The sequence below is a fragment of the Jannaschia sp. 2305UL9-9 genome (assembly GCF_041403465.1).
Taxonomy (GTDB): Bacteria; Pseudomonadota; Alphaproteobacteria; order Rhodobacterales; family Rhodobacteraceae; genus Jannaschia.
Map to the genome: position 1 here is coordinate 510,181 of NZ_JBGEHM010000002.1, position 20,069 is coordinate 530,249.

Annotated in this window: 17 protein-coding genes and 1 tRNA gene; 11 read left to right on the plus strand and 7 right to left on the minus strand. The window is 65.2% G+C overall.

Annotated elements, in window-relative coordinates; genetic code table 11:
- Window positions 1–256 precede the first annotated feature (256 nt).
- From V6N07_RS10310 to V6N07_RS10320, 3 genes are all read left to right on the plus strand, one after another.
- Window positions 257–1,234, plus strand: coding sequence for a DMT family transporter (locus V6N07_RS10310; protein ID WP_371156155.1), 978 nt, complete (start codon window positions 257–259; stop codon window positions 1,232–1,234).
- Between the two features lie 61 nt (window positions 1,235–1,295).
- The gene (locus V6N07_RS10315) at window positions 1,296–1,871 is read left to right on the plus strand and encodes a methyl-accepting chemotaxis protein (protein ID WP_371156157.1); all 576 of its coding nucleotides are present in this window, start codon (window positions 1,296–1,298) and stop codon (window positions 1,869–1,871) included.
- Between the two features lie 83 nt (window positions 1,872–1,954).
- Window positions 1,955–2,031: transfer RNA gene (locus V6N07_RS10320), tRNA-Pro, on the plus strand.
- A 48-nt stretch (window positions 2,032–2,079) separates the two neighbouring features.
- On the opposite strand, the gene V6N07_RS10325 is transcribed toward V6N07_RS10320, so the two are convergent.
- The 4 genes from V6N07_RS10325 to V6N07_RS10340 form a co-directional block, all read right to left on the minus strand.
- Entirely contained in the window at window positions 2,080–2,532 is a 453-nt protein-coding gene (locus V6N07_RS10325; RefSeq protein WP_371156158.1) for a carbon monoxide dehydrogenase subunit G, read from the minus strand.
- Between the two features lie 149 nt (window positions 2,533–2,681).
- Window positions 2,682–3,458, minus strand: a complete 777-nt coding sequence (locus V6N07_RS10330; protein ID WP_371156160.1) for an ATP-binding cassette domain-containing protein — start codon at window positions 3,456–3,458, stop codon at window positions 2,682–2,684.
- Window positions 3,458–4,576 carry an ABC transporter permease gene (locus V6N07_RS10335; protein ID WP_371156162.1) on the minus strand — a complete coding sequence of 373 codons (1,119 nt, stop codon included), beginning with the start codon at window positions 4,574–4,576 and terminating at the stop codon, window positions 3,458–3,460. The genes V6N07_RS10330 and V6N07_RS10335 overlap by 1 nt, the downstream gene beginning before the upstream one ends.
- 65 nt (window positions 4,577–4,641) lie before the next feature.
- Entirely contained in the window at window positions 4,642–5,586 is a 945-nt protein-coding gene (locus V6N07_RS10340; RefSeq protein WP_371156164.1) for a sugar ABC transporter substrate-binding protein, read from the minus strand.
- A gap of 175 nt (window positions 5,587–5,761) precedes the next feature.
- On the opposite strand from V6N07_RS10340, the gene V6N07_RS10345 reads away from it, so the two are divergent.
- Window positions 5,762–6,763 (plus strand): LacI family DNA-binding transcriptional regulator, encoded by a 1,002-nt coding sequence (locus tag V6N07_RS10345; protein ID WP_371156166.1) that lies wholly within the window; start codon window positions 5,762–5,764, stop codon window positions 6,761–6,763.
- Between the two features lie 59 nt (window positions 6,764–6,822).
- Here the strand turns inward: V6N07_RS10345 and V6N07_RS10350 are convergent, their stop codons facing one another.
- From V6N07_RS10350 to V6N07_RS10360, 3 genes are read right to left on the minus strand one after another with little or no spacing between them, the layout of a single operon-like run.
- The gene (locus V6N07_RS10350) at window positions 6,823–7,956 is read right to left on the minus strand and encodes a Gfo/Idh/MocA family protein (RefSeq protein ID WP_371156168.1); all 1,134 of its coding nucleotides are present in this window, start codon (window positions 7,954–7,956) and stop codon (window positions 6,823–6,825) included.
- Between the two features lie 3 nt (window positions 7,957–7,959).
- On the minus strand, window positions 7,960–8,847 hold the full coding sequence (locus V6N07_RS10355; RefSeq protein ID WP_371156170.1) for a TIM barrel protein: 888 nt from the start codon (window positions 8,845–8,847) through the stop codon (window positions 7,960–7,962).
- A gap of 10 nt (window positions 8,848–8,857) precedes the next feature.
- Window positions 8,858–9,964: a Gfo/Idh/MocA family protein gene (locus V6N07_RS10360; protein ID WP_371156172.1), complete on the minus strand. Its 1,107-nt coding sequence runs from the start codon at window positions 9,962–9,964 to the stop codon at window positions 8,858–8,860.
- A 140-nt stretch (window positions 9,965–10,104) separates the two neighbouring features.
- On the opposite strand from V6N07_RS10360, the gene iolD reads away from it, so the two are divergent.
- The 7 genes from iolD (at window position 10,105) to V6N07_RS10395 (ending at window position 20,048) form a co-directional block, all read left to right on the plus strand.
- Complete coding sequence (gene iolD / locus V6N07_RS10365) at window positions 10,105–11,967, plus strand: 3D-(3,5/4)-trihydroxycyclohexane-1,2-dione acylhydrolase (decyclizing) (protein ID WP_371156173.1); 1,863 nt, start codon at window positions 10,105–10,107, stop codon at window positions 11,965–11,967.
- A 1-nt stretch (window position 11,968) separates the two neighbouring features.
- Window positions 11,969–12,931: a 5-dehydro-2-deoxygluconokinase gene (iolC, locus tag V6N07_RS10370; protein WP_371156175.1), complete on the plus strand. Its 963-nt coding sequence runs from the start codon at window positions 11,969–11,971 to the stop codon at window positions 12,929–12,931.
- A 4-nt stretch (window positions 12,932–12,935) separates the two neighbouring features.
- A complete protein-coding gene (locus tag V6N07_RS10375; protein ID WP_371156177.1) occupies window positions 12,936–13,778 on the plus strand; it encodes a 5-deoxy-glucuronate isomerase in 843 nt (280 codons plus the stop codon).
- Window positions 13,775–14,602: a class II fructose-bisphosphate aldolase gene (locus tag V6N07_RS10380; protein ID WP_371156179.1), complete on the plus strand. Its 828-nt coding sequence runs from the start codon at window positions 13,775–13,777 to the stop codon at window positions 14,600–14,602. Before V6N07_RS10375 ends, V6N07_RS10380 begins: the two co-directional genes overlap by 4 nt.
- 400 nt (window positions 14,603–15,002) lie before the next feature.
- On the plus strand, window positions 15,003–16,568 hold the full coding sequence (locus V6N07_RS10385; protein ID WP_371156181.1) for an ABC transporter substrate-binding protein: 1,566 nt from the start codon (window positions 15,003–15,005) through the stop codon (window positions 16,566–16,568).
- Between the two features lie 206 nt (window positions 16,569–16,774).
- Window positions 16,775–18,424: an ABC transporter substrate-binding protein gene (locus V6N07_RS10390; RefSeq protein ID WP_371156183.1), complete on the plus strand. Its 1,650-nt coding sequence runs from the start codon at window positions 16,775–16,777 to the stop codon at window positions 18,422–18,424.
- A 73-nt stretch (window positions 18,425–18,497) separates the two neighbouring features.
- Window positions 18,498–20,048, plus strand: coding sequence for an ABC transporter substrate-binding protein (locus V6N07_RS10395; RefSeq protein WP_371156185.1), 1,551 nt, complete (start codon window positions 18,498–18,500; stop codon window positions 20,046–20,048).
- The last annotated feature ends 21 nt before the right edge of the window (window positions 20,049–20,069 follow it).

Below are 20,069 nucleotides of genomic sequence, written 5' to 3' on the forward strand. Positions count from 1 at the left end.
GACAGGTGCGGCGGGTGTTGACCTGCCGTGCCTGTCCAATGGCAAGGATGACGCGTGCGCGATCCGGATCGACCCCGGCGTGACGCCTGATCCGATCAGAGGCCGTCTGCGAAACCGCATCTGGTCCGGGGCTGGCACGCGAACACCTCTGCCCCCCTTTCGATGAGGGGGGGAACCCGATAGGGTCTGGGTAAATACGCAACGTGCGTCATCTCCGGGGAGGAGCGATGTCGCGCATCCAACCGCGGAGGGCATCATGCCCGAAAAGAACTCTCCCCTCACCGGCATTCTGCTGTCTCTTGCGGCTTTTGCGCTGTTCTCGACGCATGACATCGCCGTCAAGATGCTTGGCGGTGGCTATGCGGTCTTTCAGATCGTCTTCTTCAGCGTCCTGCTGACGTTTCCCTTCGTCGTCATGATGCTGTTGCGTGACCAGCAGCAGGCAACCCTGATTCCCGTGCACCCCTGGTGGACGGCGCTTCGCACCGTATCGGCGGTGATCACCGGGTTCGGTGCCTTCTACGCCTTCTCCGTCCTGCCGCTGGCAGAGGTCTATGCGATCATCTTCGCATCGCCCCTGCTGATCACCGTGCTGGCGATCCCCGTTCTGGGCGAACGTGTGGGCTGGCATCGGGGCGGTGCCGTGATCGTGGGCCTTCTGGGGGTCCTGATCGTTCTGCGGCCCAACGATCTCGATCTCGGGCTGGGCCATATGGCGGCTTTGGGGGCGTCGTTCTTCGGGGCGCTTGCCGCGGTGATCATGCGCAAGATCGGGCGCGATGAACGCACCGCCGTGATGATGCTGTATCCGATGATGGCGAACTTCATCGTCATGGGCCTGCTTCTGCCCTTCGTCTATCGGCCCATGCCCCTGTTCGACCTTGGGCTGTGGGTTATGATGGCCGTTCTGGCCTTCGGGGCGTCGATCGCCCTGATCCATGCCTATCGACGGGCCGATGCGGTCGTCGTGGCCCCGATGCAATACAGTCAGATCCTGTGGGCGGCGCTTTATGGTTGGTGGTTCTTCGATGAATCCATCGACCCCGTGACCGGCGTCGGGGCGGGGGTCATCATCGCGTCGGGCCTGTATATCGTCCTGCGCGAAGGCAACGGACGATCCGTCAATTCGCCGGTTCTGCGCACCCGGTCCCGGGCCGAAACGGGGACAGCGCCGCGGATTGCGCCGATGTTGTCGAAACTGGACAGGACGGTGCCACAGGACGACGGTCGTTAAGGGTTCGTTCGCTCCTGTTTCGTAGTCTCGGGGTCCGAACTGAAGTGGGATGGATCCTGTGATGTCGAATACGGACTGGCGCCGCGATCCCATCGTCCGGCTGGAAAAACAGATCTATCCCGTGCTTCTCGGGGTGGCGGCCCGTCGCCCCGATGACGCGCGCTCGGTGACCGACCCGCTTGCCGCGGCCATGGCCGATGCGGCGCGGTCCCTGTCGGATATCAAGGGGCGGGTATTCGACGGCTACGATATCGTGATACCGGCCGACACGATCCGACTGGCGCAGGGGTTGTCGGCCGAACTCTCGGCCCTGAGCGCGCGAATCAAGGCACCGGACGCCGCCGACGGTCTGCCGGACGGTTTGATCGACAGGGCGGAAGAGGTTCTCGACCATCTGCGCGAGGCGTTCATCGGCACCGTCCTGCGACAGCAGCAGCAGGCGACCCAACGTGCAAAGATCGCGGCGCAGGAAATATCCTCCATCAGCAGACAGATCTATTTCATCTCGATCAACGCATCGGTCGAAGCGGCCCGCGCCGGCGAGGCGGGGCAGGGGTTTGCCGTCATCGGAGAGCAGATCCGGTCCCTGTCGCAGGATGCTGCCGCGGCGTTGACCCGGATGAAACCCACGACCTGAAAGGCCGATAAGCCCTTGCCTCATTGCGTGACCGGGGATAAGTCCGGCGCATCCGGCAGAGGCATGGCCTCGGGTCGAAAGGTCGGGCTGTGGCGCAGCCTGGTAGCGCACCTGCTTCGGGAGCAGGGGGTCGGAGGTTCGAATCCTCTCAGCCCGACCAAGCATCACGAAAACCGCGATGGCCGCCCCTCGGGGCGGCCGCGTTGTTTCAGGTTTCTGCCTTGCTGCCGATACGGTCGGCCAGATTTGCAAAGAACTTGGCGGCCAGCTTCTTGGCCGTGCTCTGGATCAGGCGGCTGCCCAGCTGGGCTATCTTGCCGCCGACATCCGCCTTGGCATCGTAGCGCAGCAGGGTGCCATCGGGATGATCCTGCAACTCGACATCCGCGCCGCCCTTGGCGAACCCGGCCGCCCCGCCGTTGCCCGCCCCGGTCAGGGTGAAGCGTTCGGGCGGGTTTTCCGGGTTCAGGGTAACATCCCCCGCAAATTTCGCTTTCACGGGCCCGACTTTCAGGACGACCTTGGCCTCGAGCTCCGTATCGGATTTCTTGGTCAACTCCTCGCACCCCGGGATGCAGTCGCGCAGCACGTCGGGATCATTGAGCGCGGCATAGACAACGTCGCGCGGCGCGGTGATGACGATTTCGTCCTTGAGTTCCATGGCACAGGTCCTTTGATCGGCGGCGAGCCCGGGGCCTCGGGGCATTGCGCAATCCTTGCGTGATACGCCCGTCCCGACCGCTTTGCACAGGGGGCAGTTGTGGTGTCCGGCGCGAAACCGGAGTCCATCCTGCCCCCTGCGGGTCCGTGTCAGACGGTGCCGCCCAGCGACCCTTCCAGCGTGGCCATCTCCTGCCCGCCGGCCATCATGTCCTGCAATTCCTCGGGCGTGATCTCACCGCGCTGCGCGGTGCCGAGGGTCTGACCCCGGTTCAACACGGTGAACCGATCACCCACGGCCATGGCGTGACGCACGTTGTGGGTGATGAAGACGACGGCGATGCCCTTCTTGCGAACCTTGTCGATGGTGGCCAGCACGTTCGCCGTCTGCCGCACGCCGAGCGCCGAGGTCGGCTCGTCCAGGATCAGGACCTTGGCGCCGAAATACACCGCGCGGGCGATGGCGACCGTCTGGCGTTCGCCCCCCGACAGGGTGCCCACCGCCTGATCGGGGCCGCGCAGGTTGATGCCCATCGTCCGCATTTCTTCCATCGTGACGCGGTTGGCGTGGTCATGGTCGAAGAACGGCAGGCCCGCGATCTTCCTGATCGGTTCGTTGCCCATGAAAAAATTGCGGCTGACCGACATGAGCGGGATCATGGCGAGGTCCTGATAGACGGTCGCGATGCCGGCGGCGATGGCGTCGCGCGGGTCGGCAAAGGACATCGGCTGTCCCTCGAACAGGATCTCACCGCTGGTGGGTTTGTGAACGCCGGACATGGTCTTGATGAACGTCGATTTCCCGGCGCCGTTGTCCCCCAGCAGGCAATGGCATTCGCCGGGATGGATATCGACGGACACGCCGTTGAGCGCGATGACACTGCCGAAATGCTTGGCGATGTCCCTCATTTGAACGATGGGCTGCATCAGCGTTCCCCCGTGATGATACGACGAATGTAGGTGTTCAGGATCACGGCCAGCAGCAGGATCACCCCGAGGAAGACCCGGAACAGAGAGGATTCGACGTTGGCAAAGAACAACCCCTGCTGGACGACGCCGAAGATCAGCGCCCCGAGAGCCGCCCCGATCACGCTGCCATAGCCACCGGTCAGAAGGGCGCCGCCGATGACCACGGCGATGATGGCCTCGAATTCCTTCAGAAGGCCGCGATCGGCCCCGGCGGACCCGAATTCCATGACCTGGCAGACGGCGAAAACGGTGGCGCAGAAGGCGGTGAACATGAACATCAGGATCTTGACGCTATCGACGGGCACACCGGTGTAGCGGGCCGCCTGCGCATCGCCGCCGACGGCGAAGATCCAGTTTCCGAACCGCGTGCGGGTCAACAGGACGTGGCCGAAAATGATCAGGCCGACGGCCCAGAGGATCAGCATGGGAATACCGTCGACCACGGGCTGTCCGGCGCGGTTTCCCCGCTCGAACACGCCGATGATCCCGGCGTCGCCCAGCCACTGGAAGACGGAGCCGAAGACCTTGGCCCCGAACAGCGGGGCCAGCCAGTCACCCTCGGCCGCTTCGCGGATGCCGCCGATGATGGTCTTCCGCTCGATCGTCTGGGGGATGAAGATCGTGAAGCCCCGCAGGATGAACAGCGTCGCAAGGGTGACGATGAAGGAAGGCAGGCCGGTGCGCACGACGATGACGCCGTTCAGCGCCCCGAAGGCCACGCAGATCGCAAAGGTCACGAGGATTGCGACCCACATCGGCCAGCCCAGCGTGACGCCGAAGATCGCGACCATCATGCCGGCAAATCCGATCATGGATCCGACGGACAGGTCGAATTCACCCGCGATCATCAGAAGGCAGGCGCCGACGGCGATGATCATGAACTGGGCCGATACCGTGGACCAGTTCATGATGCCTTGCGCATTGAACATGCCCGATGACCCGGCCAGCAGCGCGAAGAAGGTGAACACGGCGACCGTGCCGATGATGCCGCCCAGCTCCGGACGGATCAGCGCGCGGCGCAGTGGTGAGATTTCCTTGACGCGTTCGTCCAGCGCGGCTTGCGGCGTGTCAGCCATCATTTCCTCCGAGAAGATGCAAAAAGGGCGGGCAATCTGTTTGAATCGCCCGCCCTGAAGGTGGTTTAGCGGTACTCGCCCGCGAACTCTTCGACCTTGGTCAGGCCGTCGGCGGTCACGAAACCGGGGCCCGAGTTGATGTTGTTGCCGGGCAGAACGCCATAGCGGTCATAGTTGGTCAGGACGACAACCGGCAGGTAGGCCTGAAGGAACGGCTGCTGGTCGATGCCCCAGTTGATGATCCCGTCCTTGAGACCCTGAACGATATTTTCGCCCAGATCGAAGGTGCCGAAATAGATGTCACCGGCCAGCCCGTTTTCCTGCAGCGCCAGCAGGGTCGGATCGGCAGAGGTCGGGCCGAGCGTCAGAACGGCCTCCGTTTCGGGGTTGGAATTCAGGTAGGCCAGAACGCGGTTCTTGATCTCGGCCGGGTCCTGTCCGCTGTCGATCATCTGATTGCCAAGCTCGACACCCAGACCATCGGCGAAACCCTGGCACCGTTCCGTCGAAGCGGGCGAGGAGATGTAGTGGTTCACGCACAGGAAGCTGCCGATGCCATCCCCCGCGGCGCGCTGTCCGGCGGCGAAACCGGCGTCGTATTCCGGCTGTCCGACATACATCAGGGCGCCGACCTCGCGGGCCTGTTCGGGCGTGCCGGAATTCATGATGATCACGTCGATGCCCTGATCGACGGCCGAACGGATCGGCCCGGACAGGACGTCGAAGTCGGCCAGCGTGGTGATGATGCCGTCAGGCTGCGCCGCGGCGGCCTGTTCGATGATGCGGGCCATGTCGGCCAGATCGCCGGTGGGCGGGTTGCGGTATTCCACGTTGACGCCCATCTGGTCCCCGGCCAGCGCGATCCCGTTCTTGATGGTGTTCCACCAGCTGTCGGAATCCGGCGCATGGCTGACCAGCACATAATTCAGGCTCGCGTGTCCGTCCGCGCTTGCGGCAAACGGCGTGATCGCGACCAGCGCCGTCATGGCGAGTGATTTGACAAGCTTCATTTCGTCCTCCCGAGACTGTCAGGGGGCGGCCCGAATGTCGGTCTCCTCCGCCCGCTGACGCAAGGAAAGCACGAATCGAAACGTTTTGCAACCGGTTGCAATCAGCGACGGAGCAGGATGGCTCCGCGCGGACGGATCGACTATGATCAGCCCCGCAAGTGGGAGAAACGTCGCCATGCCCGTCACGCTCAAGGATGTCGCCCAGCGGGCAGGGGTCTCGCGGTCCGCCGTGTCCCGGACCTTTACCGAAGGCGCCTCCGTCAGCCCGAAGACGCGCGCCAAGGTCGAACGTGCGGCCGCCGATCTGGGCTATGCGCCTTCGGCGTTGGCCTCGGCGCTGTCGACGGGGCGGACCAAGCTGATCGGTTTGGTGGTATCGAACTTTCACAACCCCCTGTTCCTCGAGGTGTTCGACAGGTTCACGACCGGCCTGCAGGCGCGGGGTCTGCGCCCGCTTCTGGTCAACCTGACGGGCGAGACGGATCCCGAAGCCTCGGTGCGGATGTTGCGGCAATATTCGGTCGACGGGGTGATCGTCGCCTCCTCGACCCTGCCGCCCAGTTTCGCGGGGGCCTTCCGCAAGGCGGGCCTGCCGGTGGTGCACAGTTTCGGGCGCTGGACGGCGGCCCCCGAAACGCATGTCGTCGGAATCGACAACCGCGAATGCGGACGCCTCGCCGCGCGAACCCTGATCGAACGCGGATATCGCCGGGTTGCCTTTCTGGGGGGACCAGAGGCCGCGACATCGACGGAGGATCGTCTGGCGGGCTTTCTCGATGGGTTGACCGATGCCCCCGTGCCCGGCGTCATGACCAGCTTTGCCCAAGGGTACACCTTCGAGGCAGGTCGCGCCGAGATGCAGCGTCTGATCGCCGCCGGTCCGCCTGCCGATGCCTATTTCTGCGGGGATGACGTTCTGTCGATCGGGGCGCTATCGGCCCTGCGCGAGGCGGGTTTCTCGGTGCCCGGTGACGTCGGGCTGATCGGGTTGAACGACATGCAGATCGCAGGCTGGCAGAACATCGACCTGACCACGATCCGACAGCCAGTGAACGCCATCATCGACGCATCGATCGAACTGGCCCTTGCCACCATAGAAGACCCTGATCGCCTGCCGGAGGCGCGCCTTTTCGCCTGTCACATCGTCGAACGCGGAACGCTGCGCCCCATTTCCTGACCATTGGGTGTCGTGCAGCAAAAGCGCGGGGGGCAGGCCCCCGCGCCTTTCAGTCGGCATCAGCGATACATCGGCGGACGCGCGTCCACCCAGGCCCCGTCCGCCTTGGCCGACGCCACGGCCTGGTGCACCGCAGCCATCGACCGCAACCCGTCTTCCGCCGTGGGCAGGGCGCCATAGACCTCGCCCCGGATCGCGGCGGCCAGATCGACGTAGATGTTGGCCACGGCCAGCGGGAACCCCTCGGGGTGCGCGATGGACACGCGGCTCAGGCGCGCGGCCTCCGACGACAATCCGCCCTCACCCTTTTCCATGATCTGCGTGCGTCTGCCGACGGGGGTGTAGTAGACTTGGTTCGGTTGCTCGGATGCCCAACGCAGGCCCCCCGTCTCTCCGAACACCTGGATGTCGAAGCCGTGCTGGCGCCCGATGGCGACGGAGGACGTCCAGAGGCGCCCGACCGTGCCCCCTTCCATCCGGAAGTTGACCATGGCGTCGTCCTCAAGCTCCCGGCTGGAGATGGTGGAGGCGAAATCGGCCGACAGGCTGCGCACCTGATCGCCGGCGATGAAGCTGGCCATGTGCATCGCGTGGATGCCGCAATCGGCGAACTGCCCCGATACGCCCGCCATCTTGGGGTCATAGCGCCAGCGCACGCGCGGGTTGTCGGCGTCGGTCGCGTCGCCATGGTGCCCGTGGCTGAAGTTGGCGACGACAAGGCGGATCTTGCCCAGCTGCCCGGTCGCCACCATCTGCCGCATCTCGCGCACCATCGGATAGGCGGAGTAGCAGTAGTTCACCGCACAGATCCTGCCGGTGGATTTCGCGACGCGGACGATCTCCTCTCCCTCCTCCACCGTCATGGTCATAGGCTTTTCGCACAGCACGTTGAACCCGGCTTCGAGGAACGCCTTGGTGATCTCGAAATGCGTGGAATTGGGCGTGGCGACCGTCACGAGGTCGACCCGGTCGTCGCGCCCCTTTTCGCCGTCCAGCATGTCCTGCCAGTTGGCATAGGCGCGGTCCTCGGCAATGCCGAGGCGCATTCCGTAATCCCGCCCCTTCGCCGCATCCACGTCCAGCGCGCCCGCGGCCAAGGTGAAATTGCCATCCGCCTGTGCACCCAGACGGTGCGCCGGTCCGATCTGGCTGCCTTCGCCGCCGCCGATCATGCCCCAGTTCAGTTTTGCCATGTCTCAGAATCCGATCGATTGCAGGTATTCACGGTTGGCGCGCGCGTCGCCCAGCGTGTCGTTGTCCATGGTCGGGTCGCAATCCTGTTCGACCGTGCACCAGCCTTCGAAACCCGCATCCAGCAGGATCTGCCGCACGGCGGGGAAATCGACGTCGCCCTTGCCAAGGTTGCAGAAGATGCCCTGTCCGCAGGCATCGTAGAACCCGGTGCGGTTTTCGACGACGCGGGCCTTCACCGCGGGGTCGATATCCTTGAAGTGCATGTAGCTGATGCGCCCGATGTGCCGCTTCATGAAGGCGACAGGGTCATAGCCGGCATAGGAATGGTGGCCCGTGTCGAAACAGATCTTGAGGATCTCCTCCGGCACCTCGTCCAGCAGGCGTTCCAGCTCCGGCTCGAAATCGATGAACCCGGCGGCATGGGCGTGCATGCCCACGGTCAGCCCCGCGTCGGTGCCCATCCTGGCGACATGGGCGATGCGGTCACGGAACGCCGCCCATTCGGCGGTGTCCATCTGCTCGGCTTCGGCGGCGCGTCCGGCGGTGGGCGCGCGACGGGGCGAGATGCTGTCGATCAGGACGAGGTGTTTCGCGCCATGTGCCTTGAGCGCGGCGATCGTCCGCTCGGAGGCATCGACAACCTCGTCCCACTTGGTCGCGTCATGGAATGGGCGGAACACCACGCCGCCGATCAGGCTCAGGTCATGCTCGGCCAGTCTATCGGCCAGGATGGCGGGATCTTCGGGCATGAAGCCGATGGGGCCAAGTTCGATCCCCTTGTAGCCGGCGGCGGCGCATTGGCGCAGCACCTCGGTCCAAGTGGGATAGCCTTCGCCGCTGGCGAATTCGATGCCCCATGAACAGGGGGCGTTGCCAATGCGTATCGTCATGGTCTTGTCCTTACAAATCGACCCAGGCACGGGTGTCGGAGGAGGTCCAGGCGGCGTCGACCACGCGGTTGACCTCCATCCCGTCGCGGAAAGTGGGGAAGGCGGATGCGCCCGCCTCGATGGCGGCGAGGAAGTCGCGCGCCTCGATGATGATCTGGTCCTGATAGCCGGTGCCATGCCCCGGCCCCTGACAGAACGCGGCATAGTTCGGATGCGCGGGACCGGTCAGGATGCGGGTGAACCCGCGCCCGGCCTCCGGCCCCTCGGCGCGGTAGACATGCAGGGAGTTCTGATCCTCGCCGTCGAAGCGGATCGCGCCCCTGGTGCCGTGGATCTCGTAGGCATAGCCCATCTTCTTGCCCGTTGCCGTGCGGCTGGCGTAGAGATGCCCCATCGCGCCCGAGGCGAAGCGCAGCATGATTTGCGCGTGGTCGTCATTGGTCACGGTCACAGGGCCATCCGCGCCGGGGCGCGTTTCGTGCACGGTTTCGATCACCGCGTTCAGCGACGCGATCGGCCCCATCAGGGCAAGGGCGCAGTTGATCGGATGCGGGGCAAGATCGCCCATCGTGCCCGTATCGCGCCCCTGACAGCGCCAGGTGGCGGGCGCCTCCGGATCGGCCAGAAAATCCTCGGTATGTTCGCCGCGATACCACGTCACGTCCCCGATGGCGCCTTCCTGCAGCAGCTGTCGGGCATATTGCGTGGCCGGGGTGCGCACGTAGTTGAAGCCGGTCATGTTGACCACGCCCGCCGCATCGGCGGCGGCAACCATGGCGCGGCTGTCGGCGAGGTCGCGACCAAGGGGTTTTTCGCAGAACACGGGCTTGCCCAGCGCAAAGGCGGCCTCCGCGATGGCGCGGTGGGTGGATTGGGGCGAGGCGATGACGATCGCGTCGACGCGCGGGTCGCCCACGAGGTTGCGCCAGTCGGTCGTTGCCCGCGCAAACCCGAAGGCCGTGCGATACCGTTCCGCACTGGCTTCGGATGTAGCGCAGACCATTTCCAGCCGGGGGCGCAACGTCGTCTCGAACACCGCGCCTACGGCGGCATAGGCGACCGCATGGGCCTTGCCCATGTAGCCCCCGCCGACAATCCCGATCCCGATCTCGGTCATGCGATCCTCCCCTTCGTGCCGAGCCGCAATTACGATTTGCAACCGGTTGCAAAATTTGTATGCTCGGATTCGGAAATGCGCAATATGCAATCGTTTTGTGTATGACGTTTCCAAGCGACAAGGGGAGGGGCGAGATCGCCATGACGAAAACGGTTCGACTGACCGTGGCGCAGGCCATTCTGCGCTGGCTGGAGGCACAATACATCGTCATCGACGGGGTCGAGACGCGGATCTGTGGTGGGGGATTCGGCATCTTCGGGCATGGCAACGTGCCCTGCCTGGGCGAGGCGATCTATCCGCTGCGCGATGTCCTGCCGCTGTATCGCGGACAGAACGAGCAGGGGATGGGCTTTGCCGCCGCCGGCTATGCCAAGTACCACCTGCGCCGCCGGTTCATGTTCTGCACCGCCTCGGCCGGGCCGGGCACCGCGAACCTGCTGACGGCCGCCGCGCTGGCCCATGCCAACCGCCTGCCGATGCTGATGCTGTGCGGCGATACCTTCATCACGCGCCTGCCCGACCCCGTTTTGCAGCAGCTGGAGCATTTCGGGAACCCGACGCTGGGCGTGAACGACGCCTTCAAGGCGGTCTCGCGCTTCTGGGACCGGATCACGCATCCGGCGCAGATCCTGAACTCCCTGCCCGCGGCCCTGGCCACGATGCTGGACCCGGCCGATTGCGGCCCCGCCTTCATCGGCCTGCCGCAGGACGTGCAGGGCTGGGCGCATGACTACCCCGAGACCTTCTTCGACAAGCGCGTGCACCGCATCCGCCGTCAGGCCCCCGACACCGTCGAGGTGGCCGAGGCGGTCGAGATCCTGCGCGCGGCCAAGCGCCCCGTCATCATCGCAGGCGGAGGGGTGCAGTATTCCGGCGCGGTGGCCGAACTGACCGCCTTTGCCGAGGCGCATGACATCCCGGTGATCGAAACCATCGCCGGACGCGCGAACCTGCTGGACACGCACCCCCTCAACATCGGGCCGGTCGGTGTGACCGGGTCGGATTCGGCCAATTGGGCCGCCGAACGCGCCGACGTGGTGTTCGCCGTGGGTACGCGGTTGCAGGATTTCACCACCGGGTCGTGGACGGCCTTTGCCCATGACGCGCACCTGATGACGTTGAACGTCGGGCGCCACGACGCGGCCAAGCATCTGGCCACCACCGTCGTGGGCGATGCCAAGCTGGGGTTGCAGGCGATCGGCGCAGGGCTGGGCGACCACCGCGCGCCCACCGGTTGGACGCAGAGCACGCAGGCCGAGCGTGCCAAGTGGACGGATTACGTGGCCGAGAACGTCAAACCCGGCAACCGCCCCAACAGCTATGCGCAGGCCATCGGCGCGGTGAACGCCCTGTGTGCGCCAACCGACCGGGTGGTCGCGGCGGCCGGCGGCCTGCCCGCCGAGGTGACGGCCAACTGGCGTACGCTGACGCCCGGCACCGTGGATGTGGAGTTCGGCTTTTCCTGCATGGGTTACGAGATCGCGGGCGCCTGGGGCGCGCGGATCGCGCAGATGGAGGCGGAGGCCGACAGCGACACCATCGTGTTCTGCGGCGACGGTTCCTACCTGCTGATGAACTCTGATATCTATTCCAGCGTTCTGACGGAAAAGAAGCTGATCATCCTCGTCCTCGACAACGGCGGGTTCGCCGTCATCAACAAGTTGCAGAACAACACAGGGCAAGCCAGTTTCAACAACCTGATCGCCGACACGCCCACCGCCACCCATCAGGTCGGCGTCGATTTCGAGGCGCATGCCGCGGCCATGGGTGCCATCGCCGAGACCGTGTCGAACCCCGCCGAACTGGGCGAGGCCTTCACCCGTGCCAAGGCCGCCACCCGCACCAGCGTCATCGTGATGAAGGTCGATGCCTACGAGGGGTGGACCACTGGCGGCCACGCCTGGTGGGAGGTCGGGACGGCCGAGGTGTCGGAGGACGAGGGCGTGCGCAAGGGGCACGAGGACTGGGAATCCACCCGGCACAAGCAGCGGCAGGGTGTATGACATGGACCTCAAGGGCACCAATTTCCTGATCGTCGGGCGCGCGGGGATGGATTTCTATCCCGACCCGCCCGGCACCCGGACCGAGGATGCGACGCAGTTCGTCTCCTGCCTGGGGGGCAGCAGCGCCAATATCGGCGTGGCGCTGGTGAAACAGGGGTGTCAGGCCGCCCTCGTCACCCGTGTCAGCGACGATGCTATCGGGCGGTTCTGCGTGAACCAGCTGGCCCACTACGGCATCGACCACACCCATGTAACCCCCGTCGGCGGCGAGGCGCGCAATTCGCTGGCCGTGGTCGAGACGCGGATGGAGGATCACCAGTCCGTCATTTACCGCAACGGCGCCGCCGATTTCGAGATGACGGTCGCGGACGTGGAGGCGGTGGACTACGCCCCCTATTCCGCCCTGATCACCACGGGCACGGTCTTCGCCGCCGACCCCAGCCGCACGGCGGCCTTCCGGGCGTTCGAGTTGGCGAAGGAGGCGGGCCTGCCCACGATCTTCGACATCGACTACCGCCCCTATTCCTGGACCTCGGCGGAGTTCGCGGCAGAGGTGCTGAGCCGGGCGGGCGACATGTGCGACTGCATCATCGGCAACGACGTGGAGTTCGGCTTCATGGCCGGGGACTACGACAAGGGTCTGGAAAAGGCCCGCGCGCTGGCGGCGACCGGCAAGCTGATCGTCTACAAGATGGGCGAAAAGGGCGCGATCACCTTCGCGGACGGGCAGGAGGTCCGGACAGGGATCTTCGCGACGGCCGCGTTGAAGCCGACAGGTGCAGGCGACAGCTTCATGGGCGGGTTCATCGCCGCGCTGGCCAATGGCCATTCGGTCAGGGACGCCGTGCTGCGCGGGTCCGCCAATGCGGCGATGGTCGTGGCCCGCGTCGGCTGCGCACCCGCCATGCCCACCACCGACGAACTAGAGGCCTTCCTGGCCGAACACCCCGGCCCAAAGGAGTAACCCCATGCATATCCCCCCCCATGACAATCACAACAAACCCATCGTCGACGTCGATAACCCGACTGTGCCGTTGAACTACTTCAACATCGTCAAGCTGACCGAGGGGCAGTCCTTCGATTACCAGGTGCCGGGCTACGAGACCTGCATCGTGCCCGCGACCGGGACCGTCACGGTGCATGTCGACGATCAGGTCTATCGCGACATCGGCGTGCGCGAGGTCGATGTCTTCGACGGCGATCCCGAAGGCGTCTACGTGCCCACCGGGGCAAAGGCGCATTTCACCTGCCGAACCGCCGAGGCCGAGGTATTTATCGCGGGGGCGAAGTTCGATGGCGTGCTCAAGCCCTTCGAGGTGCGCACCAAGGACCTCGACAAGGTGCAATACGGATCGGACGAGACCAAGACCCACCGCCGCATCGCCCATATCCTGGGGGCAGGGTGCCACGACCGTGTCGGGCGCCTGCTGGTGTCGGAATTGTTCACCGTGGGACAGGGTGGCTGGTCCGGCTTTCCAAGCCACAAGCACGATACCGACCGTCTGCCCGACGAGACGCGGCATGACGAGACCTACAACTTCCGGTTCAAGCCGAACTACGGCTCCGGCGTCCAGATGTTGCAGCGCGTCGATAACGAACCCGGTGATGCCTATCACATCATGGACGGGTCCACGATCTGCCTCGACAAGGGGTATCACCCCTGCGCCGTCCTGCCGGGCTACGAGATGTATTACTTCACCATCCTCGGCGGCCTGTCCCAGCGTAGCCTGAAGCAGTATTTCCAGCCGACGCACGAGGCACAGCTTCATACGATCCCGGGCATCATGGACATGGTGGCCAAGTTCAAATGACGCTCGCCACCCTGTCCGAGGTCCTGCAGCCCGCCTTGCGCGACGGACGGGCCATAGCCGGGTTCGTCTGCCTTGGCTGGGAGGACGCGCGCGCCTACACCCATGCCGCGCAGGCGATGGGCGTGCCCGTCATCCTGCAGGCCGGGCCATCCTGTCGGGAGCATACGCCCCTGCCCGTGCTGGGCGCGATGTTCCGGTCGTTGGCCGCATCGGTGGATGTGCCCGTCGTCGCGCATCTGGACCACGGGTATGAGGCCGACGACTGCCGCGCGGCCATCGACGCGGGCTTCACCAGCGTGATGTTCGACGGCTCGCAACTGCCGCTTGCGGACAACATCGCCCAGACGCGCGCCATCGCCGAGATCGCCCACGCGGCTGGCGTCAGCTGCGAGGGCGAGATCGGCTTCGTCGGCTATGCCGCCGGTGTCGAAAGCCGGGGCACCGACCCGGAGGAGGCCGCGCGCTTCGCCACTGAAACCGGTGTCGACGCGATGGCCATCTCGGTCGGCAACGTGCATCTGCAGACCAATGCAGGCGCCGGGTTGGACGAGGATGCGATTGCCGCCATTCAGGCGGTCACCACGGTCCCCCTGGTCATCCACGGCGGCAGCGGCGTGCCGCATGCGCAGCGGGCACGTTTGGCGCGCAACACCTCCATCGCCAAGTTCAACATCGGCACGGAGGTGCGTCAGGTCTTTGGCCAGGCCCTGCGCGCCGTCGTCGCCGCGGATCCGTCCCGTTTCGACCGCGTCCAGATCCTGCGCGAGGTCGAGGCACCGATACAGGCCGCGGCCGAAGCCGTCCTGCGATCGCTCCGCGGCTGAGGCGATGGCGAAGGCCTGATCGGGCGGGGTCGGCGACCTCGTCCGCCATGCCATTTCCGGCGGGGTGGGACAGGGTCGCAAAGCTTCGCCGTCTGTCGCGCAATTCGCCCGATCGCTCAATTCCTGGCCCGGTCGGGGTCTGCATCTCGGCCCCGGGGCCGCAGACGGCCAGCAACCGGCTCCTTTGGCCCCGCCGCGGCAGCGCCCCTGCGGGGATATTGGACAGAAGGTTGAACGGCTGGCCGGAACGATCGCGTCATGGTCCTTGATGGTGCGGGCGTACGTAACGGCAAGCCGAACCCGCGACTTGCACCGGACACGAAACGGTGATCCTCTGCCGCCATGACGCCGGGTGCGATGAACGACACCGGGCCAGACCAACCAACAACGGGAGACGAAGATGCTTCGTACCACTGCAATTCTGACCATTCTTGCGGTCACCGCCGGTGCCGCCAGCGCCGAGACGCTGCGCTGGGCGCGTGCGGGCGACAGCCTGACGCTGGACCCCCACGCCCAGAACGAGGGACCGACACACACGCTGGCCCACCAGATCTACGAGCCGCTGATCATCCGCGACACCGCAGGTGCGTTCCAGCCCGCGCTGGCGACCGACTGGGCGCCCAAGGAAGACGATCCGAACGTCTGGGTGTTCAACCTGCGTGAAGGCGTGACCTTCCACGACGGCAGCGCCTTCACCGCCGAAGACGTCGTCTTCAGCTTCGAGCGAGCGAAGTCCGAAACATCCGCGATGAAGGAGCTTCTGACCTCCATCGTCGAGGTCCGCGCAGTCGATGACCTGACCGTCGAATTCGTGACGGACGGCCCGAACCCGATCCTGCCGAACAACTTCACCAACCTGTTCATGATGGACAAGACCTGGACCGAAGAGAACGGCGTGACCGCGGTTCAGGACATGGCCAGCGGCGAGACGACCTTTGCCGCGACCAATGTCAACGGCACCGGCCCCTATACCCTCGTCAGCCGCGAGCCCGACGTCCGCACCATTCTGGAAGCCAACCCCGACTACTGGGGCGTGGGTGAGTTCCCGCTGGAAGTGACGCGGATCGAATACACCCCGATCCAGAACGCCGCGACCCGCGTGGCCGCGCTCCTGTCCGGCGAAGTTGATTTCATCCAGGATGTTCCGGTGCAGGACCTGTCCCGCGTCGCCGAAACCGACGGCCTTACCGTCAAGACCGCGCCGCAGAACCGGACGATCTTCTTCGGCATGGACATCGGGTCCGAAGACCTGCGCTCCGCCGAAGGCAACCCCTTCTCGGATGCCCGCGTTCGCGAAGCCATGAACATGGCAATCAACCGCGACGCCATCAAGCAGGTCGTCATGCGCGGTCAGTCGCAGCCGACGGGCGTCATCATGCCGCCGTTCGTCAACGGCTGGACCGAAGCACTGGACGCCGTGCCGTCGGGCGACATCGAGGCCGCCAAGGCCCTGATGACCGAAGCCGGCTATGGCGACGGTTTCTCGGTGCAGCTCGATTGCCCGAACGACCGCTATGTCAACGACGAGGCGATCTGTCAGGCCGCCGTCGGCATGCTGGGTCAGATCGGCGTGAACGTGAATCTGAACGCCCAATCCAAGGCGCTTCACTTCCCGCTGATCCAGAACGAGCAGACCGACTTCTACATGCTGGGCTGGGGCGTTCCGACCTACGATTCGGAATACATCTTCAACTTCCTCGTCCACTCCAAGGGTGAAGACCGCGGCTCGTGGAACCCGACCGGTTTCTCCAACGCCGAAGTCGACGAGCTGATCGTGTCGCTGGCCTCGGAAACCGATCTGGAGGCGCGTGACGCCGCCATCGCCCGCATCTGGGAAGTCGTGAACGGCGAGACGCTCTACATCCCGCTGCACCACCAGGTGCTGAACTGGGGCATGTCCGAAGCCGTCGGCATCGAGGTGTCGCCGGAGGATGATCCGAAGTTCAAGTTCTTCGAAATGAACTGAGCCAAGGCTCGGCGTTGCTATCGGAGGGGCCCCGCGGGGCCCCTTTTCGCGTCCGCAGGTGTCGCTTTGCGCACTTTGGCCTCGCCGGTGACGAGCGGCGGGCTACCTCCCCTCCCGATATCAATCACAAAGGGCTTTCCGCCCCTGCACCGGCCCGTTCCGGTGCCATCCCGACCGATCCCATCCAGACCAGAACGGAGGTCCGCATGACCACCAACACGATCCATCCCGCTGCCCGTCTCTACGCCCGCGAACATGCGGAGGGGCTGATGACGCGGCGGGATTTCCTGAGCCGGGCGACCGCGCTCGGCGTGACCGCGCCCGCGGCCTATGCGCTGATCGGGGCCTCTCCGGCCAAGGCGGATGGCCACGCCCAGATCGCCAAGGGCGGCACCATCCGCATTCAGTCCGACGTCCGTGCCCTGAAGGACCCGCGCACCTATGACTGGCCGCAGATGTCCAACCTGTCGCGCGGCTGGCTCGAATACCTCGTCGAGTATCAGCGGGACGGATCGTTCTCGCCGATGCTGCTGGAATCGTGGGACGTGAACGAGGACGCGACCGTCTATACCCTGAACGTCCGTCCCGGCATCCGGTGGAGCGACGGCACGGATTTCACCGCCGAGGACGTCGCCTTCAACATCGAACGGTGGTGTGACCAATCCGTGGATGGCAACTCCATGGCGTCCCGCATGGGATCCCTGATCGATCCCGAGACGGGCATGGCCCGTGATGGCGCGATCGAGGTGACCGACGACCTGACGGTCACCCTGCGTCCGGGAACGGCCGACATCACATTGATCGCCGGCTTCTCCGAATATCCGGCCGCGATCGTGCCGCAGGATTTCGACGGCGATCCGATGACGGCCAAGGGCACCGGCCCGTACCGCCCCGACATGCTGGAGGTCGGCATTCGCGCGGCCATGGTTCGTCGTGAAGACCACACGTGGTGGGGAACCGAGGTTTTCGGCGGGCCCTACGCCGACCGGATCGAATACATCGACTATGGCACCGATCAGGCGTCGCATTTCGCGGCCGCCGATTCGGGCGAAGTCGACATGGTCTACGAATCCCTGGGCGAATTCGTCGATCTGCTGGACACGACCGGCTGGACCCGGTCCGAGGTCGTGACCGCGAACACCGTGTTCGTGCGCCCGAACCAGTTGGCCGAGGTAAACGGCATCCGCCCCTACGAGGACGTCCGCGTGCGACGCGCGCTGGCCCTGGCCGTATCGAACGAGGTGCTGCTGGAACTTGGCTATGACGGCCGGGGGACGGTAGCCGAGAACCACTGCGTCTGTCCGATCCATCCGGAATATGCGCAACTGCCTGCCGTTCCGCACGACCCGGCCCAGGCCGTCGCCCTGCTGGAGGAGGCCGGGCTGAGCGACTTCGAGCACGAGCTGATCTCCATCGATGACAACTGGCGGCGCAACACCTGCGACGCGACGGCGGCGCAGTTGCGCGACGCGGGCATTCCGGTGCGCCGCACGGTCCTGCCCGGTGCGACGTTCTGGAACGACTGGACGAAGTATCCCTTCTCGGCCACCGATTGGGCACAGCGCCCCCTTGGCGTTCAGGTCCTGGCCCTGGCCTTCCGCACGGGCGAGCCGTGGAATGAAACGGGTTTCTCCAACGCGGAGTTCGATGCCACCCTGACGGAGGCGATGGCCATCGCCGACGCCGACGCCCGTCGGGCGCTTTCCGAAAAGCTGCAACGCATCATGCAGGACGAAGGAGTCGTCATCCAACCTTATTGGCGCTCGACCTATCGGCATGCCCGCCCCGAGCTTGTCGGCGCGGAGCAGCACCCCGCGTTCGAGATCCATGTATACAAAATCGGGTTTGCGGCCTGAGCATCGCAAACTTGATTTGACGTTTCCGTCCGCTGCGTCATTTTGTCCCCCGATATCATCTTCGGGGGACACCATGAGATCAATGATAGCCACACTGGTCGTGGCCGCCGCGCTGCCTGCGGGCGCTGCTGAACTGCGGTTCGCCTCGACGACGGATCCGAATACGCTCGATCCGAATGCGGGCAACTCCGCCCCTGTCTTCAGCCTGCTGGGCAATGTCTACGAAGGCCTCGTGCGGCGCGGTCGCGACATGGCGGTCGAACCGGCGCTTGCCACCGCGTGGGAGCCGATCGGAAACGGCGAGGGCTGGCGTTTCACCCTGCGCGAGGGGGTCAAGTTTCACGGTGGTGAGGATTTCACCGCCGAGGACGTGATCTTCAGCTACGAGCGTGCATCATCACCGGAATCCGACACATCGAGCTGGTTCGCGGGCGTCACTTCCGTCACCGCACCCGACGATTACACCGTCGAGATCATGACGAGCGCGCCGAACCCGATCTTCGTCGACGGCATCGCCAACTGGATGATGATGGACAGCGGCTGGGCCGCGGCAAATGACGCGGAACGTCCCAACATCGAACAGGGCAACTTTGCCACGCTGAATGCCAATGGCACCGGCCCCTACCAGATCACGGAACGGCAGCCGGGCCTGCGGACGGTCCTGACCGCCTTCGACGGGTGGTGGGGCGATGATCGTGGAAATGTCACGACGGCGGAATTCACACCTGTGCAGAACTCGGCCACGGCGGTCGCGGCCCTGTTGTCCGGCGAGCTGGACCTGATCGAACCGGTCCCGGTTCAGGATGCGGCCCGCGTGGAAGCGGCGGACGGCGTGGATGTCGTGCGCGGCATCGAGGCGCGGGTGATCATGCTCGGCTTTCCGCATGACGCAGACGCCCTGATCGCGGGTGGCGAGGGCAATCCCTTTGCCGACAACCGCGTGCGTCAGGCCGTGGCCCAGGCGATCAACGTCCCCGCGATCCTGCAGACCGTGATGCGCGGCAGCGCGGAGCCGGTGGCCCAACTGGTCGGCGCGGGGATGCGCGGCTATACCGAAGGGCTGGAACGTCCGGCCTATGATGTCGAAGCCGCGCGCGCCCTGCTGGCCGAAGCGGGATATCCCGACGGTTTCCGGTTCAGCCTGAAGTGCCCGAACGACCGCTATCTGAACGACGAAGCCGTCTGCACCGCGATCAACGCGATGCTGGCCCAGATCGGGTTGGAGCCGCTGCTCGAGACGATGCCGGTCGCCAACTACTGGCCGGTCCTGCGCGAGGACGATCACGACATGTATCTGCTTGGCTGGTCGCCCGGCACCTTCGATGCAGAGCATCCGATCCGCTTCCTGCTGGCGACGCCGGATGACGAGGCGAAGCTGGGGTCCTGGAACTTCGGCGGCTATTCCAACGCCCGCATCGACGAGCTGTTGCCGATGATCCAGTCCGAGATCGACGACACGAAGCGTCAGGCCATGCTGGACGAGATCGCGCAGATCCAGCTGGACGATGTGGCCTACGTGCCGATGTACGTCCAACCCCTCGTCTGGGGCGTCAAGGACGGCGTCGAGGTCGTGCAGCGGCCCGACAACTTCCTCGTGCTGCGCTGGATCGACGTCGCCGAATAGGCAATCGCCCCGGCCCGGAGA